Source organism: Burkholderia sp. PR2, assembly GCF_052372875.1.
GTDB lineage: Bacteria > Pseudomonadota > Gammaproteobacteria > Burkholderiales > Burkholderiaceae > Burkholderia > Burkholderia diffusa.
This window is the reverse complement of the sequence record NZ_JBQRWH010000004.1, coordinates 1,656,079-1,673,242: the sequence shown is the minus strand read 5'-3', so window position 1 is coordinate 1,673,242 and position 17,164 is coordinate 1,656,079. Positions and strand designations below refer to the sequence as shown.

4 protein-coding genes are annotated in these 17,164 nt (G+C 72.2%); all 4 read right to left on the bottom strand.

Annotation, left to right across the window (positions count from 1 at the left end; all coding sequences use genetic code 11):
- Position 1 precedes the first annotated feature (1 nt).
- From ACT2FV_RS24950 to ACT2FV_RS24935, 4 genes are read right to left on the bottom strand one after another with little or no spacing between them, the layout of a single operon-like run.
- Entirely contained in the window at positions 2-1,378 is a 1,377-nt protein-coding gene (locus tag ACT2FV_RS24950) for a lysine N(6)-hydroxylase/L-ornithine N(5)-oxygenase family protein (RefSeq protein ID WP_226114168.1), read from the bottom strand.
- A 34-nt stretch (positions 1,379-1,412) separates the two neighbouring features.
- Positions 1,413-2,438, bottom strand: coding sequence for a GNAT family N-acetyltransferase (locus tag ACT2FV_RS24945; RefSeq protein ID WP_124626158.1), 1,026 nt, complete (start codon positions 2,436-2,438; stop codon positions 1,413-1,415).
- On the bottom strand, positions 2,428-7,425 hold the full coding sequence (locus tag ACT2FV_RS24940) for an amino acid adenylation domain-containing protein (RefSeq protein ID WP_444505011.1): 4,998 nt from the start codon (positions 7,423-7,425) through the stop codon (positions 2,428-2,430). The genes ACT2FV_RS24945 and ACT2FV_RS24940 overlap by 11 nt, the downstream gene beginning before the upstream one ends.
- 9 nt (positions 7,426-7,434) lie before the next feature.
- Positions 7,435-17,109, bottom strand: a complete 9,675-nt coding sequence (locus ACT2FV_RS24935; protein ID WP_444505450.1) for an amino acid adenylation domain-containing protein — start codon at positions 17,107-17,109, stop codon at positions 7,435-7,437.
- Between the last annotated feature and the right edge of the window lie 55 nt (positions 17,110-17,164).

Sequence of the window (17,164 nt, the reverse complement as noted above, 5' to 3'; positions counted from 1 at the left end):
GTCAAAGAGCGAAAGCCATGCGGCCCGCGCTCGCCCCGTCTTGATGTCGTTGTTCATGCAGTGCCCGGGCCGCGCCATCGTCATCGGCGGGCGCGGCCCCTTCTTCGAGCGACGCGCAGATCTCGTCCGCGCGGCGCGCCAGGACCGACAGCAGCGTGTCGGACAGGCCGTGGCTGTCTTCGCAGCAGCCTTGAAGGTAGATGCGCGGCGCGAAGTGCCCGGGCGTCGCGAGCAGGTAGTCGCGCGTGACGTCGCCGCGCGTGAGCGCATCGCCCAGATGCGGCGCGAGCCCTTCGAGCAGCGTCGAATGCGTGTCGCGCCGGTAGCCGGTCGCGAGCACGAGCGCGTCGAAGCGTTCGACGCGCGTCGCGCCGTTCATCCGGTCGCGCAGCGTCAGCTCGATGCGGCCGTCGGCGGTGCGCACCGCGGCCTCGATCGCGCTGTTCGCGAGCAGCGCATGGCGCGGCGTGCCGTCGATGCGCTGCAGGTACAGCATTTCGTAGATCTGCTCGATCAGCGGCCGATCGACCACCGCGTAGTTGGTGTCGCGATAGCGCTCGAGCAGCGCGCGGCGCGCGTCGTGCGGCTGCGCGTAGACGACGTCGGTGAACTCGGGGCTGAAGATCTCGTTGACGAACGGGCTGTCGTCGGCCGGTTTCAATGCACCTGCCCGCATCACGAGGCTCGCGTCGACGTGCGGGAAACGGCGCGCGAGGTCGATGAACACCTCGGCCGCGCTCTGCCCCGCGCCGATCACCGCGACGCGGCGGCGCTCGCCGTCCGGCGCTGCGACCAGCCGGTCGATGTCGGTCAGGTAGGACGACGAATGGATCACGCGATCGCGGCCGAGCGCGGCGAACGCGTCCGGCACTGCCGGCGTGCCGCCGACGCCGACCGACAGCGCACGCGTCACGCGCTGGCGCTCGCGGCCGGCCGCATCGCGCGACAGCACGCGCAGCGCGTCGATCCGCGCGCCGTCGCCGCGCACGGGCTCGATCGCGGTGACGGTTTCGCTGTAATGGACGTGCTCGTCGAACGCGTCGGCGACCCAGCTCAGATAGTCGTGGAATTCGATGCGGGTCGGATAGAAGTTCTTCAGGTTGACGAATTCGTTCAGCCGGCCGCGTTCGAACAGGTAGTTGATGAACGTGTAGCGGCTCTTCGGATCGCGCATCGTGACGAGATCCTTCAGAAACGAGATCTGCATCCGGCAGTCGTCAAGCAGCATGCCGCGGTGCCAGCCGAATTCCGGCTGGCGTTCGACGAAGCAATGCGCGAACGGGCGCGTGCCGTTGCGTTCCGCGAGGCGCACGGCCAGCGCCAGGTTCGACGGCCCGAAGCCGACGCCGATCAGGTCGAATACGGTTTCTCTCTGCATGTCTCTCAGCTCCCTTGTCGGTGAATCCGGCCCGTCAGACGTGACGGCCGGAGAAGAAGGTCTCGCGCAGCGTGCGCATCCACAGCGGCTGCCCGTCGGCAAGCGCCAGGCGGCGCTGCCGCGCGAAGCCGTGCCGCGCGAGGGTGTCGACGACCCGCGCGCGGCCGGCCGGGACCGCGCAGCCGACCGCTTCGGTGCGCGGATCGTCGAGAAACAGGTAATGCACGACCGACGGCAGCCAGCCCGCCACGCAATGCGGGCCGCGCCAGCGCGATTCCCCGACCAGCATCCGCAGTCCGCGGTCGTAATCGCGCGCGCCGACGTGCGGCGCGAGCGGGTCTTCCTTCAGCCAGAACGCCTCGACGTACGCGAAGGGTTCGCCGTCGAAGCAGCCGACGAGCGGGCTCACGTGCGGATCGGCATCGGGCGCCGTGCCGTGTGCGCCGGGCTGCGTGCCCGGCCAGCCGTCGCGCACGCGCGGCGCGTCGAACCAGTTCGCCAGGCGCGTGGCGTCCTCGCCCGGCTGCCAGCCGCGCAGCGTGAAACGCACGCCGAGTGCCGGCAGGTCGCGCGCATACACGTCACCGCGCGGCGCGGGCGGCCGGCGCGGATGCCGCCGGCCGTCGGTCAGCATCGGCAGCGTCGCACATGGCAGCGGCGTGCCGACGCGCCACAGATCGGCTTGCTGCGCCCAGCCTTCACGCATGCACAGGCCGCCGTCGCCGAGCACGCCGCTCGCGCGCAGCGCATCGAGCGCGACCGCCGGCCACGCGGCCGGGTCGAGCCGGATCGCCGCGCGGCGCGCGTCGTCGGAAAACGCGGCGGCGAGCGCGGCCAGCAGCGCGCGGCGCTGGTCGCCCGGTGCCGCGCGATGGTTGTACGCGACGAGGCGCAGCGTGCCGTCGTCCGCGAGCTGCGCGCGCAGCAGCTGCGCGCCGATGCCGTCGCCCTGCGCGACGCGGATCTCCGCGTCGTCGCGTACGGCGAACAGGCCGTCCGCGAACGCGAGACGGCACGTATCCGGCATCGTGAATCCGTCCGGACGCACTTCAGCCAGCATCGCGCACCTCCTGCTCCGTTTCGGCCGACGCATCGATATGCGCGCCGAGCGCCGCGAGCGTCGGCGACGCGAATACGTCGGCCACCGTCAGCGCGAGCCCGGCGCGGCCGGCCGCATCGACGAAGCGCACCACGTCGAATGAAGTCGCGCCCGCTTCGAACAGATCGGCACAGGGTGCGGGCGCGGCCGTCGCGAACGTGTCCGACCACAGCGCGGCGAGCGCGGCTGCCGCGTCCGGCGCGCACGATGTCGTCATGACCTGCATCGCCGCGCCTCCGGCCGGTGCGACTGCGACCGCCGCCGGCGCGGTGAACAGCGCGTCGGGCGCGCCGAGCGCCGCTTCCGGCGCGCCGGCGAAACGCGCGACCTCGTCGTGATAGAGGTCGACGAGCGCGTCGACGAAATCGCCGTCGAGCAGTTCGTCCGCATACGAGAACGCAGCGCTCACGCGGCCGTCCGGATGCTCGACGACGTCCAGCTCGAGCGTGAACACGACGCGATGACGCACGTCATCGAACTCGGCAAGCGACAAGCCGGCCCAGTCGCGTGCGGCGGCACCGGTCGGGCGCAGGTAGTTGAACATCACCTGGAACAGCGGATTGGCCTGCGCGGCACGCGGCGCGCGCAGCGCGGCGACGACGTCGGCGAACGGCACGTCGGCGTGCGCATACGCGGCGAGCGCCGTATCGCGCACCTGCGCGAGCACGTCCGAGCGGCGGGCCGACGTGTCGAGCCGTGTGCGCACGACCACCGAATTGATGAAGAGACCGAGCGCATCGCGCGCGGCATCACCCGTCAGCTCGCGCGTCGATGCCAGGACGCCGACCGGCTGATCGGCCGCACCGGTCACGCGGAACAGCGCGGTGTTGAGCGCCGCGTGCAGCAGCATCGGCAGTGTCGCGTGCGCGGCCGACGCGGCGTCGCGCGCGGCACGGATCAGCGATGCGTCGAATTCGAACGCGATGCGCGCCGCACGCCATTGCGGGACGGCCGGCGCGTCGGCGCGCAGTGGCAGCACGGGCGGCGGCAGGTCGGCCAGCGCGTCGCGCCAGTACGCGACGCGGGCCGGGTGGCACGGCCCGGGCAGCACGAGCTGCGACATGTTTTGAGGCGGCGTTGACACCGGTTCCGCTCCGCCACGCACCAGATCGACATAGCCTGCGCGCACCGCGTCGAGCCACAGCTCGATCGATTCGCCGTCCGACACGATGTGATGGATCGTCACCGACAACACGTGATCGTCCGCGCCGAGCCGCAGCACGCGTGCGCGCCACAGCGGCGCATCGGCCGCGAGATCGAACGGCGCGAGTGCGTCGGCATCGGTCAGCGCCGCCGCGCGGGCGAGCGCATCGGGCAGCGCGGACAAGTCGACGAGCGGCAGCGCGACGGGCGGCGCGGTGTCGATCCGCTGGCCCGGCGGCATGCCGTCGCGCGCGACGAGCCGCGTGCGCAGCGCCGGGTGCGCGGCCGCCGCAGCCGAGAACGCGGCGCGCAGTGCATCGACGTCGAGCGGACCGCGCACGCGCAGCGCGACCGGAATGTTGTACGCGGCGCTGTCCGGCTGCGCGCGCCACAGGAACCACAGGCCGAGCTGCGCGGGCGACAGCGGCCATACGCCGAACGCATCGGGTTTGACCACCGCGATGCCCGGTACGGTGGCACCGCCGTGCGCGGCGCGCGGCGCATCGGCCACGTGGCGTGCGTATTGCGCGAGCACCGGCGCTTCGAACAAGGCGCGCACCGGCACGTCGCGGCCGAGCCGCTCGGCGACGCGCGTCGCGACGCGCACCGCCGCCAGCGAATGGCCGCCGAGTTCGAAGAAGTGATCGCGGCGACCGACGCGCTCGACGTTCAACACGTCGCACCAGATCCCCGCGAGTGCGGTTTCGTCGCCGTCGTGCGGCGCTTCGTATGCGCGTTCGACGCGCACGGGCGCCGGCAGCCGCGCACGGTCGACCTTGCTGTTCGCGTTGCGCGGCAGCGCGTCGAGCACGATCAGTTGCGCGGGCACCATGTAGTCAGGCAGCGCGCGGCGCAGATGCGCGTCGAGCGTCGCGGCCTCGACCGGTTGCGCGGCCGCTTGCGCGTCGGCGGTCAGTTCGACGTAGGCGACGAGCTGCGCCTGCGCGCCCTGCCCGTGCACGACCGCGCACGCTTCGCGCACCGCGTCGTGCGCGGCCAGCTGCGCCTCGATCTCGCCGAGCTCGATGCGCAGCCCGCGCAGTTTCACTTGATGATCGACGCGGCCGATGAAGTCGAACACGCCATCCGCGCGACGCCGCACCAGGTCGCCCGTGCGATACAGGCGCGCGCCCGGCGCACCGTAAGGATCGGGCACGAAGCGCTCGGCCGTCAGCGCGGGACGATCGAGATAGCCGCGCGCGACGCCGATCCCCTCGCCGCCCAGGTACAGTTCGCCGATCACGCCGACCGGCAGCGGATGCAGCCGCGCGTCGAGCACGTGCGCGGTGCGCGCGCCGACCAGCGTGCCGATCGGCAGATACGCGGCGTCGCCCAGCTTCGCGAGATCGTCGCCGGGGCGGTACATCCACAGCGTTGGCGTGATCACGGTTTCGGTCGGGCCGTAGCCGTTGACCACGCGCACGTTCGGCATCGCGCGGCGCAGCATCGCGAACGCTTCGCGCGAGGTGGCTTCGCCGCCGACGGTCAACGAGCGCAACGTCGGCGGCGCGCCGTGCACGAGCGCCCATTCGGCGAGCTGCGCGGCGCAGCCGGGCGGCACGTAGGTCATCGTCACGCCGTCGCGAATCATCATCGCGCAGGTCTGCGCGGGCGGCCACAGCACGTCGGCCGTCACCGACACCGCGGCACCTGACAGGTATTGCGAAAACCAGCCTTCATGCGCGCCGTCGAAGTTGACCGACTGGAACAGCAGGAACACGTCGTTCTCGCCCGCGCCATAGCGCTCGGCGATCGCTACGCAATGCCGCGCGAACGCCGCGTGATCGACGATCACGCCCTTCGGCTTGCCGGTCGAGCCCGACGTGTAGATCGCGTATGCCGCATGACCGGGCAACACGTCCGGCAGTGCGACGTCCGCGGCTTCGTCGAGTGCGTCGACTTCGTCCGCGCGCCAGACGCGCAGTGCCGGCAGCTCGGGCAGCGATGCGGCGCTCGCGCCGTCGGTCAGCACGTGCGCGATGCCCGCATCGCCGACGATCTGCGCGAGGCGTTCGCGCGGATGGGCCGGATCGAGCGGCACGAACGCGGCGCCCGACTTCAGCACCGCGATCAGCGCGACCAGCAGGTCGACCGAACGCTGCAGCGCGACGCCGACGCGCATTTCGGGCCGCACGCCGGCCGCGACGAGGTTGCGCGCGATGCGTGCCGCGCGCGCGTCGACCTCACCGCGCGTCAGCGCGCGATCGATGTCGGCGACACCGCGCGCGTCCGGCCGTGCCTGCGCATGCGCGGCGATGCGCGCGTGGACCGGAACGAACGGCTCAGCTTCGGCCGCGCCCGCCGGCGCGTTCCACGCGAACAGTTGCGCACGTTCGTCGGCCGGCAGCCAGTCGAGATCGCCGATCGGCACGTCGGGGCGCGCGAGCGCATCGGCGAGCAGCGTGACGAAGCGCGCGGCCAGCCGCACGATCGCGTCGCCGTCGAACAGGTCGAGCGCATGGATGAACGCGGCGTCGAACGTGCCGTCGGGTGTCGCCTCGACGGAAAGCGTCAGGTCGAATTTGGCGGACGGCGTGCCGGACGGCAGCAAGGTTGCCGCTGCCGCGCCCAGCGCCGGCAGCGCGCGGCGCTCGCCGTACGCGGCCATCACCTGGAACAGCGGATGGTGGCTCGCGCTGCGCGGCACGCCGAGCGCGTCGACGATCTGCTCGAACGGCACGTCCTGGTGCATCTGCGCATCGACGAGCGCGCGCTGCGTACGCGCGACCAGCGACGAGAAATCGCCGTGCGCGGGCACGTCGACGTCGATCGCGAGCGTGTTGACGAAGAAGCCGATCAGGCCGGCCGTTTCCGCGCGCTCGCGGTTCGCGGCCGGCACGCCGACGCAGATCCGCGCATCGCCGGTCGCACGCGCGAGCAGCGCGTCGAGCGCCGCGAGCAACACCGCGAACGGCGTCGCGCCCGACGCGGCTGCGAACGCACGCAGCCGCGCACCGATGCGCGTGTCGAGCGAAAACACGTGACGCGCGCCGCGCGCGCTGCGGCGAGCGGGCCGCGCGGCCGCGCCGGGCAGCGTCAGCACGCCGCGCTGCGGGTCGAACCGCTCGCGCCAGAACGCCAGCTGCCGGTCGCGCTCGCCGGCATCGAGCCAGCGGCGCTGCCACAGCGCGTAGTCCGCGTACTGGATCGGCAGCGGCGCGAGCGGCACGGGTTCCCCCGACGCATACGCGCGATAGAACGCCGCGAGTTCGAACAGCATCACGTCCGACGACCAGCCGTCCGACACGATGTGATGAACGGTCAGCGCGAGCCAGTGTTGCGTCGCGTCGAAGCGGATCAGGTGTGCGCGCACGAGCGGTGCCGCGCCGAGATCGAACGGCTCGGCTTCATCGGCCATTGCGACGCTTTCGGCGCGCGCGACGCGCTGCGCGTCGGGCAACGCTTCGAGATCGGTCTCGCGCCACGGGCAGCGCAGCGGCGGATGGATCGTCTGCGCGACGCCGTCCTCCGCTTCGTCGAAGGTCGTGCGCAGCGCTTCATGGCGCGCGATCAGCGCATCGCACGCGAGCCGCAGCGCATGTGTGTCGAGCGGGCCCGTCAGCGCGAGCCGCTCGGTGATGTGATACGCGTGAGGCGCGTCGATCAAGCGCGCGTGCAGCCACAGCCGCGTCTGCGCGAACGATGCCGGCACGCGGTCGGCGCGCGGCGTGCGCGGCGGGATCGGCAGCATGCGGAAGTCGATGCCGGCCGCGCCGAGCTTGTCGATGAACACCGCGCGCTGCGCGTCCGGCAGTTGCGTGAAGCGCGTCGCAAGCGCGAGCCAGTCGGGTTGAGCCTTCGTCATTCGTCGTCCTTATTGGGCTTCCAGTTCGCCGAGCAGCGCATCGATCGCGCTCGCCGCGTCGGTCTCGCCGCGTGCCGCGCAGGCCGCGTCGATCGCGTCCGCGCAGCGTGCGAGCGTGCGGGTGTCGAACAGCGTGCGCAGCGGCAGCGCGAGGCCCCAGTGCAGGTTCGCCTGCGCATGAGCCTGCGTCGCGAGCAGCGAGTGGCCGCCGAGCAGGAAGAAATCGTCGTCGCGTCCGATCGCGTCCACGTGCAGCACGCGCTGCCAGATCGCCGCGAGCGCGCGCTGCGTGTCGGTTGCTAGCTCGACGGCCGCGATCGCCTCGCGCACCGGCGCGGGCAACGCATGGCGGTCGCACTTGCCGTTCGGCGTGACCGGCAGCGCGTCGAGTTCGATCAGCTGCGACGGCACCATGTAAGCCGGCAACTGCGCGCGCAGTGAATCCAGTAACGCGGCACGGTCGAGCGGCCCCGAGTCGCCACATGCGACATAGCCGATCAGCTGCTCGTCGCGCACGATCACGACCGCGTCGCGCACGCCGGGCGCGGCGCGCAGCAGCGCCTCGATCTCGCCCGGCTCGATCCGCTGGCCGCGCAGCTTCACCTGCATGTCGACGCGGCCGAGGTAGTCGAGTGCGCCGTCGGCGCGACGCCGCGCGAGGTCGCCAGTGCGATACATGCGGGCGCCGGGCACGAACGGATCGGGCACGAAACGCTCGGCGGTCAGCCCCGGGCGGCCGAGATAGCCACGCGCGAGGCCCGCGCCCGCCAGATACAGTTCGCCGGTCGCGCCGGCCGGCACGCTCTGCCAGGCCGCGTCGAGCACGTGCAGTTGCAGGTTCGCGATCGGATGGCCGATCGGCACCGCGACGGCGCTGGCGTCGTCGGGGCCGCAGGTCCAGTGCGACACGTCGATCGCGGCTTCCGTCGGCCCGTACAGGTTCACGAGCGTCGCGTTCGGCACGAGGCGCGCGACCTTCGCGACGAGTTCGGGCGCGAGCGCCTCACCGCTCGCGACGATCAGGCGCACGCTGTCGCATTGCGCGGCGGCCGAAAAATCGTCGAGATACGCGGCGAACGCGGCCAGCATCGACGGCACGAAGTGCAGCACCGTCACGCCGTGCGCATGGATCGCGGCCGCGAGGCGGGCCGGATCGCGGTGGTCGCCGGGCGCGGCGATCGCGAGCTTCGCGCCGGTCGCGAGCGGCCACACGAATTCCCACACCGACACGTCGAAGCCGAACGGCGTCTTGTGCAGGACGACGTCGTCGGGCGTCAGCCGGTACGCGTGCTGCATCCACGCGATGCGGTTCGCGAGCGCGCCGTGCGTGTTGCCGGCGCCCTTCGGCTTGCCGGTCGAGCCGGACGTATAGATCAGATACGCAAGCCGTGCGTCGTCGATGTCGGTTACGACGTCGGCGGCGGCGTCGTCCACCTCGCACGCCTCGTCCGCGAGCAGATCGGCCACCGTCAGCAGTTGCGTCGGCGCTTCGTCGCCGAGCGCGGCCTCGACCTGCTCGCGCAGATGCGCCTGCGTGATCGCGACCGCGGGCTGCGCGTCGCGCAGCAGGTACGCGATGCGCTCGGCCGGATAGTCGGGATCGACCGGCAGGTACGCGGCGCCGGCCTTCAGCACGCCGACGAGCGCCGTCACCATGTCGAACGAACGCTCGACGCACAGCGCAACCGGCGTGTCGGGCCGCACGCCGCGCCTGCGCAATGCGGCGGCGACGCGTGTCGTGTTCAGGTCGAGCTCGCGATAGGTCGCGCGCTGCACGCCACCGTGGACATCCGCGTATTCGAGCGCGATCGCGTCGGGCGTTGCCCGTGCGGCGGCCGCGAATTGCAGATGCAGCGGCTGCCGTTGCGCATCCGGCCACGTCCGCGCGGTGTCCTGCGCGCGCGCCAGTGCGTCGCGCGTCGCGTCGTCGGCGATCGACAGCGTGCCGAGCAGCGCGTCCGGCTTGCGGGCCAGCGCATCGAGCGCACAAGCGAACGCGCGGTGCCAGCGCTCGACCTGATGCGCGTCGACGCGTGCGGTGTCGTAGCCGTAGTCGATCGTCAGTTCGGCGCCGCTCTCGATCACGAGCGTCAGCGCGAAATCGGTCGACTCGATGCTGCGCACGCCGCTCAGTGTGAGTGCGCGCGGATCGGCGTCGCGCACCGAGTCGTCGACGGGATAGTTCTCGAACACGACCAGCGTGTCGAACAGTGCGCCCCCGGCGCCGCGCGCCCAGCGCTGGATGTCGGCGAGCGGCGTATGCGCATGCTCGGCGGCAGCCGCGTTTTCGCGTTGCAGCGCGTGCAGCCAGTCGGCTGCGCGTTGTTGCGGCGCGGGTGCCGTGATGACGGGCAGCGTGTTGATGAAGAGGCCGAGCACCGTGTCGACGTCCGCGAGCGCATCGGGACGGCCCGCGACGGTCGCGCCGAACGCGACGGCGGGCTGGTGCGTCATGCGCTGCAGCGCGAGCGCCCAGGCGCCCTGCACCAGCGTGTTGACGGTCAGCTTCAGCGCGCGCGCCGTTTGCGCGACACGCGTCGTCGCCGCCGCGTCGATCGTCGCGCGCCACGTGACCATGTCGGCATCCGCGCGGTCGGCCACGCGCTCGGCGATCAGCGTCGGTGCGTCGAGACACGCGAGCCGCCCGGTCCAGAACCGCTCGTCGGCCTCGCGGTCGCGCGTGCCGAGCCACGCGATGAAGTCGCGATAGCGCAGCGCCGGGCGGCGCTCGAACGGCGACACCGCGTCGGGGTCACGATAGTCGCGCAGCACGTCGCCGAGCAGGCGCGCCGTACTCCACCCGTCGAGCAGCACGTGGTGGCGCGTCCACACGACGCGCCACGCGTCGTCCGTCACGCGGATCAGCGTGAGCCGCATCAGCGGCGGCTCGCGCCAGTCGAAGCCGCGTTCGCGGTCGGCCGCGAGCCACGCGTCGAAATCGGTGTCCAGCGCGTCGCCGCGCGTGCGCCAGTCGAGCTGTTCGACCGCCATCCGCGCGTGGCGATGCACGCATTGCAGCGGTGCGGCCTCGTCGGGCATCACGCTGGTGCGCAGGATATCGTGGCGTGCGATGGATGCGGCGAATGCGGCCACGAGCCGGTCGGCATCGAGCGCCGTCGCGGTCGCGACGAGCTGGTTCACGTAGCTTGCATGACCCGGCGCGAACAGCGCATGGAACAGGATCCCCTGCTGCATCGGCGACAGCGGATACACGTCGTCGATCGTGCGCCAGTCGAGCGGCGCGCGCTCGATCGCGGCCTGCGTGAGGCCGGCGGCCCGCGCGAGCGGGAAATCGCCCGGCGTCGCACCGCCGCCGCGATGCGCGACACGCGATGCGCATGCGTCGGCGAGTTCGCGCAGCGCGGCGGCAAAGCGATCCGCGAATGCATCGATCGTCGCGCGCTCGAACTGCGGCGTGCCGTATACCCAGTGAACCTTCAGCGTGCGTGTGCCGTCGCGGTCGGTATCGAGGTATGCGTGAATCGCGAGCGTGTTGCCGAGCGGCCCTTGCGGGTCACGCTCGATGCCGGTGCCGCCGAAGCGCGGCACGAGCGTCGCGTCGCGCGGTGCGTCGAACTGGCCGAGATAGTTGAACGTGACGCGCGGACGCGGCACGGCGGCCAGCGCCGCACGCGTCGCCGCGTCGCCGTAGTGCGCGAGCACGCCGAAGCCGAGCCCCTTGTGCGGCACCGCGCGCAGCGTGTCCTTGACCGCGCACAGCGTGTCGCGCGCGGTGGCTTCGACCGGCAGCGTGACCGGATAGTGGCTCGTCAGCCAGCCGATCGTGCGACTCGCGTCCGCATCATCGAACAGCGCCTCGCGGCCGTGCCCCTCGAATTCGACGCGGCACGACGCGGCGCCGTGGGCACCGGCCAGCGCCAGTGCGAGCGCCGCGCCCAGCAGTTCGATCGTCTGCGTGCGATACGCCGTGTGCGCGTCGGTCAGCGCCGCGCGGGTCAGCGCCGCGTCGATCGTCTGCACGACGACGGCCGCGTCGGCGTTCGTCGCCGGTGCGTCGGGATGATCGGGCACGAGGTCGTCGCCCTGCGCCATGCCGGCCCAGTAAGCCGTTTCAGCGGCGAACGGCGATGCTGGTTCCGTCGCGGCCCGCGCGAGGCGTGCGGCCCAGGCATCCGCACGCAAGCCCGGCGGCGACAGGCGAACCGGCGTGCGTTCGCATGCGGCGCGATACGCGGCATCCAGATCGTCGAGCAGGATGCGCCACGACACGCCGTCGACGATCGCGTGATGAATCGCCAGATACAGCTGTGTCGCGCCGTCCGGCAACCGCGCCGCACATGCGCACGCGAGCGGCCCGCGGCCGAGATCGAGCCGGCGCTGCAAGGCGTCGAAGCGCGCCAGCGCGTCGGCTTCGTCTTGTGCGACGACCTCGACGAACGGGAGTGCGTCGTACGGTTTCGCTGCATCGCGCGCGTGCCAGTGGCCATCCGCACCGTGTGCAAAGCGCTGGCGGAAGGCGTCGTGATGCGTGAGCAGCGCGTCGAACGCGCGCGCGAATGCATCAGCGTCGAACGGATCGCGCACGTCGAACGCGACCGACTGGTTCCAGTGGCCCGGATGCGGCACGTCGAGCGCGAAGAAGCGCTGCTGCGCGGGCGTCAGGATCGTCGCCGCGGTAGCCGTTGCGGCCTGAGCCGGCGCGGACGATATCGTTGCCGGCGCTGCAGCGGCGACGTCCCCGGTTTTCGCGATGCGCGCGAGTTCCGCGACCGTCGGGCCGTCGAACAGCTGCTTCGGCGTGAAGCGCACGCCGCGCTTGCGGGCGCGTGCGATCACCTGCAGCACCAGAATCGAATCGCCGCCGAGCTCGAAGAAGTTGTCGTCGCGGCCGACGTGCGGCACCTTCAGCACCGCCTGCCAGACTTCGGCGAGCGCCGTTTCGAACGGGCCCTGCGGCGCGGCGCCGCCGGCAACCGCCACCGGCGCGGCGGCCAGTTCGCGCAGCGCAGCGCGATCGATCTTGCCGTTCGCGGTCACCGGCAGGCGCGCGAGCGCGACGAACTGCGCGGGCACCATGTAGTCGGGCAGCGTCGCGCCGAGTGCCGCGCGCATGGCGGCCTCGTCGAATGCCGCGCCGTCGCGCGCCACGACGAACGTCGCGAGCTGCAGGCGGCCGTCGTGCTCGATCGCGAGCGTCTCGGCTTGCGCGACCGGGCCGGCCGCGCGCACGGCCGCACTCACTTCGCCCGGTTCGACGCGATAGCCGCGAATCTTCACCTGGTCGTCGATGCGGCCGAGGAATGCGAGACGGCCGTCCGCGCGCAGGCGCACGCGGTCGCCGGTGCGATACAGGCGCGCACCGGGCGTGAACGGATCGGGCACGAAGCGCTCGGCGGTCTGCGCCGGCCGGTTCAGGTAGCCGCGCGCCACGCCCGGCCCGCCCAGATACAGCTCGCCCGTTGCACCGGCCGGCACGCACGCGCCGAACGCGTCAAGCACCAGCGCGCGCGCATTCGGCAGCGGCCGGCCGAGCGGCACGGCGCTCGCGGGGTCGCGCGCATCGGCGCCGATCGACGCGGTGTCGCACGCGATCGCGCCGACGGTCGCTTCGGTCGGCCCGTAATGGTTGATCACGCGGCAGGCCGGTGCGAGCGCGGCCAGGCGCGCGACGAGTGCCCACGTCAGCGTTTCGCCGCCGGTCACGAGTGCGTGGCGCGGCAGCACGTCGGCCGGCACGCGCGCATCCAGCAGCGCCTGCAGATGGCTCGGCACGATCTTCAGCACGCCGACGTCGCGGCGGCGCATCTCGTCCGCGAACAGGTCCGGATCGAACGCGCACGCGGCCGGCAGCAGGTGCAGCGTGCGGCCTGCGCACAGCGCGCCGAAGAGCGTCGTGTGGCCGAGGTCGGCGGCGACGGTCGACACCATCGCGAACGACGCGTCCGGTGCGAACGCGAGCTCGTCGAGCATCCCCTGCACGTAATCGGCCAGTGCGCCGTGCGACACGACGACGCCCTTCGGCGTGCCGGTCGAACCCGACGTATAGATCAGATAGGCGCCCTGCTCGGGATGCGGCGCGACGCGTACGCCGGCCGCATGCGCGAGCGTCGCGTCCTGCGCGAGTGTGTCGACGTCGAGCGGCTGTGCTGCGCTGCCGGCCGGCCACGCGGCCACATCCCGGCCCTGCGCGACGAGGGCCCAGCGCGCGCCGCAATCGGCGGCTGCGGCCGCGATCCGTGCGGCCGGCTGGGCCGGGTCGAGCAGCACGGCCAGCGCGTCGGCCTTCAGTGCGCCGAGCAGGCCGACGACGAAGCGGACCGAGCGCTCGATGCAGACGATGACGGGTGCTTCGGCCGCCGCGCCGCGCAACTTCAACGCATGCGCGATGCGGTTCGACGCGTCGTCGAGTTCGGCGAACGTCAGCGACGCCGACGCATCGACGAGCGCGACGCGATGCGGATACGCGGCAGCCTGCCGCGCGAAGGCGGCGACGATGTCGGCGTGCTCGACGTTCAGCGCACGGCCGTCGCGCGGCAGGCGCGACGCCGGAGACGCATCGCACGGCAGCGCGGCCGTCGTGCGGTGCGGTTCATGTGCGGCCGTCGTGACGAGTGCCGCATAGCTGTCGAGCCACGCGCGCGCGGTGTCGGCATCGATGCAGTCGGTTGCATAGGCGGCGACCAGTTCGATTCCGTGCGCGTCGTCGGTGAAATCCAGTGCGAAGTCGAAGCGCGCGGCGAGATCGGGCCCCGGCGTCGCAACCGCGGTCGCGCCCGGCAGCACGCTGTCGTGCCGTGCATCGAACTGCTGCGCGAACTTCACGCGCAGCCATTCGTCGCCGCGCTTGACGGGCGGCTTCACCGCATCGACGACGCGCTCGAACGGTACGTCCTGGTGCGCGACCGCATCGAGCGCCGCCGTGCGTGCCGCGTCGACCAGCGCGCGGAACGGCAGCGTCGGCGCCACCCGCACACGCAGCGCGACCGTATTCAGGAACAGTCCGAGCAGCGCGCGCGTTTCCGGGCGCTGGCGATGCGCAACCGGGACCGCGACGACCACGTCGGTCTCGCCTGTCAGGCGCGACAGCCATGCGTCGAGTGCGGCCAGCAGCACCGTGAAGACCGTTGCCTGCGCGTCGCGCGCGAGACGCCGGATGTCGGCAGCGACCGCGTCGGGCAGGCGGACCGACACGCGCGCGCCCTGCAGCGTGCGCGTCGCGCCCGGCTGGCGATCGACCGGCAGCGCAAGCGGGCCCGGCACGTCGCGCAATGCACCGCGCCAGTAGTCGAGCTGACGCTCGCCTTCGCCGCCGGCAAGCATGTCGCGCTGCCAGTCCGCATAGTCGGCGTACTGGATCGGCAGTGCCGGCAACGACGGTTCGCGGCCTTCCGCGTACGCGCGGTACACGGCCGACAGCTCGTCGAATGCGCAGCGCGAGCTCCAGCCGTCGGTGATCGCATGGTGCGCGGTCAGGAGCAGCCGGTGGCGATCGTCGGCGAGCGCGACGAGCGTCGCGCGCAGCAGCGGCCCGTCCGACAGATCGAACGGCACGCCTGCGTCGCGCTCGGCGATGCGCGCGGCTTGCGCGTCGCGTGCGGCCAGCGGTTGACCGCGCAGGTCGAGCGTTTCGATCGTAACGGGCAGATGCGCATGGATGCGCTGCATCACGATGCCGTCGTCGTTGTCGACGAGCGTCGTGCGCCATGCATCGTGCCGCTCGATCACGTGATCGAGCGCGCGCTGCAGTGCGGCGTGGTCGAGCGCGCCGTCGATCGTCCAGTGCGCGGCGATGTGATACGCGGCACTCGCGTCGCGCGTTTGCGCGAGCACCCAGAAGCGCTGCTGTGCGAGCGATGCGGCGCGATCGACGTACGGGGCGCCCGACGCAGCGGCATCGGCCGGCGCGCGGCGTCTGGCAATCGCGGCCAGCGGCTCGCCCGTTTCGCGTTCCGCGCGATCGACGTGCGCAGCAAGCTCAGCCAGCGCCGGATCGGCGAACAGCGTGTCGAGCCGCAGGTTCACGCGCAACGCGGCGCGGATCGCGGCCTGCAGTTGCATCGCGGCGAGCGAATCGGCGCCCAGCACGAAGAAGCGGTCATCGCGCGTCGGCGTCGCGTCGAGGCCGAGCAGCGTTTGCCAGAGGCCCGCGATCTGCTGCTCCGTCGGCGTGCGCGGCTCGTCGCCTGCGGATTGTTCGGTGTCGCGGACGCCGGCGATGCGCTCGCGTAGCGCGGCACGGTCGATCTTGCCGTTCAGCGTGTACGGCAGCGCGTCGCAGCGCACGAAACGGTGCGGCTGCCACGCGGCGGGCAACAACGCGCCCACGTGCGCCTTCAGCGTCGCATCGTCGGCGGCCGCGCGCAGCGCGACGCACGCGATCAGCCGCGTCGGCCCGTTGCCGGTTTCGGCGATCACGGCCGCGTCGGCCACCGCCGGATGCGTGCGCAGGCACGCGGCGATTTCCGCGGGCTCCACACGCACGCCGCGCACCTGGACCTGGTCATCGAGGCGGCCGAGATAATCGAACGCGCCGTCGGCGCGCTGGCGTGCGAGGTCGCCGGTTCGGTACACGCGGGCACCGGGTTCGCCGTGCGTATCGGGAATGAAGCGTTCAGCCGTCAGCGCCGGGCGGCCGTGATAGCCGCGCGCGAGGCATACACCGCCGAGCAGCAGTTCGCCGCCCTCGTCGCCATCGATGCGCGCGACGCGCGGGCCGATCGCGCGACCGATCGGCAGCGATGCATACGCATCGTCATCGGTCAGCACGGGCATTTCGCCCGGCTCGACCGGCCACAGCATCGGGGAGATCACGGCCTCGGTCGGCCCGTAACCGTTGATCAGGCGAACCGACGGGAACGTGCGGCGCACGAATTCGAATGCCTGTTGCGGCAACGCTTCGCCGCCGAACGCGAGCACGCGCAACGCCGGCGGCACGCCTTCGCGCGCGGCCACGGCCGCGAATTCGCGCAGATATGCAGGCGGAAACGCGGCGACGCTGACGGATTCACTCACCATCAGCGCATGTGCGGCGTCCGGAGTGAACGGCTGCGGCGGCGCAATCGTCACGCTCGCGCCGACCGCGAGCGGCGCGAGCCAGCATTCGTGCGCGGCATCGAAATTGACCGACGCGAAATGCAGCAGGCGGTCGCCGCCCTCGATCGGCAGCGCGGCCGCGAGCGCGTCGCAATGCGCGGCGAGCGGCCCGTGCTCGACGACCACCGCCTTCGGCGTGCCGGTCGAGCCCGACGTGTAGATCATGTAGGCCGCCGAGCGCGGATGCACCGACACGTCCTCGTCGTCGACGAAGGCGGCGGCACCTGCCTCCGCGGGCATCGCGTCGAACGCGTGTTCGAACGGCGCGCCGAGCGCCGCGCGGCCGGCCGCATCGACGATCCCGTGGCGCAGTTGCGCATCGCGGACGATCCAGTCCAGGCGCGCGGCCGGATGACGCGGATCGAGCGGCACGAATACGCCGCCCGCTTTCAGCACGGCAAGCAGCGCGACGAACAGCTCGCACGAGCGTTCGACGCAGACGCCCACCCGCACTTCCGCGCCGACACCGGCCGCGCGCAGCTGGCGGGCAAGGTGCGACGCACGCGCGTCGAGCGCGCCGCGCGACAGGCGCAGGTCGTTCTGGAAAGGCGCGGCGAGCGCGGGCGCGTCGGGCGCGCGGCGCGCCAGTTCGCGAATTCGGTGATGCAACGCAGTCGGGAAACTCGTCATGTGCGTGAAGTCCTTCGGTCCGGCCGCTTCGGCCAAGTCTCGGGGCCGCATGGGG

Bases quoted from the DNA above. Each gene is read 5' to 3' on its own strand.
- ACT2FV_RS24950 (WP_226114168.1), bottom strand. From the start codon at position 1,378: ATGCAGAGAGAAACCGTATTCGACCTGATCGGCGTCGGCTTCGGGCCG.
- ACT2FV_RS24945 (WP_124626158.1), bottom strand. From the start codon at position 2,438: ATGCTGGCTGAAGTGCGTCCGGACGGATTCACGATGCCGGATACGTGC.
- ACT2FV_RS24940 (WP_444505011.1), bottom strand. From the start codon at position 7,425: ATGACGAAGGCTCAACCCGACTGGCTCGCGCTTGCGACGCGCTTCACG.
- ACT2FV_RS24935 (WP_444505450.1), bottom strand. From the start codon at position 17,109: ATGACGAGTTTCCCGACTGCGTTGCATCACCGAATTCGCGAACTGGCG.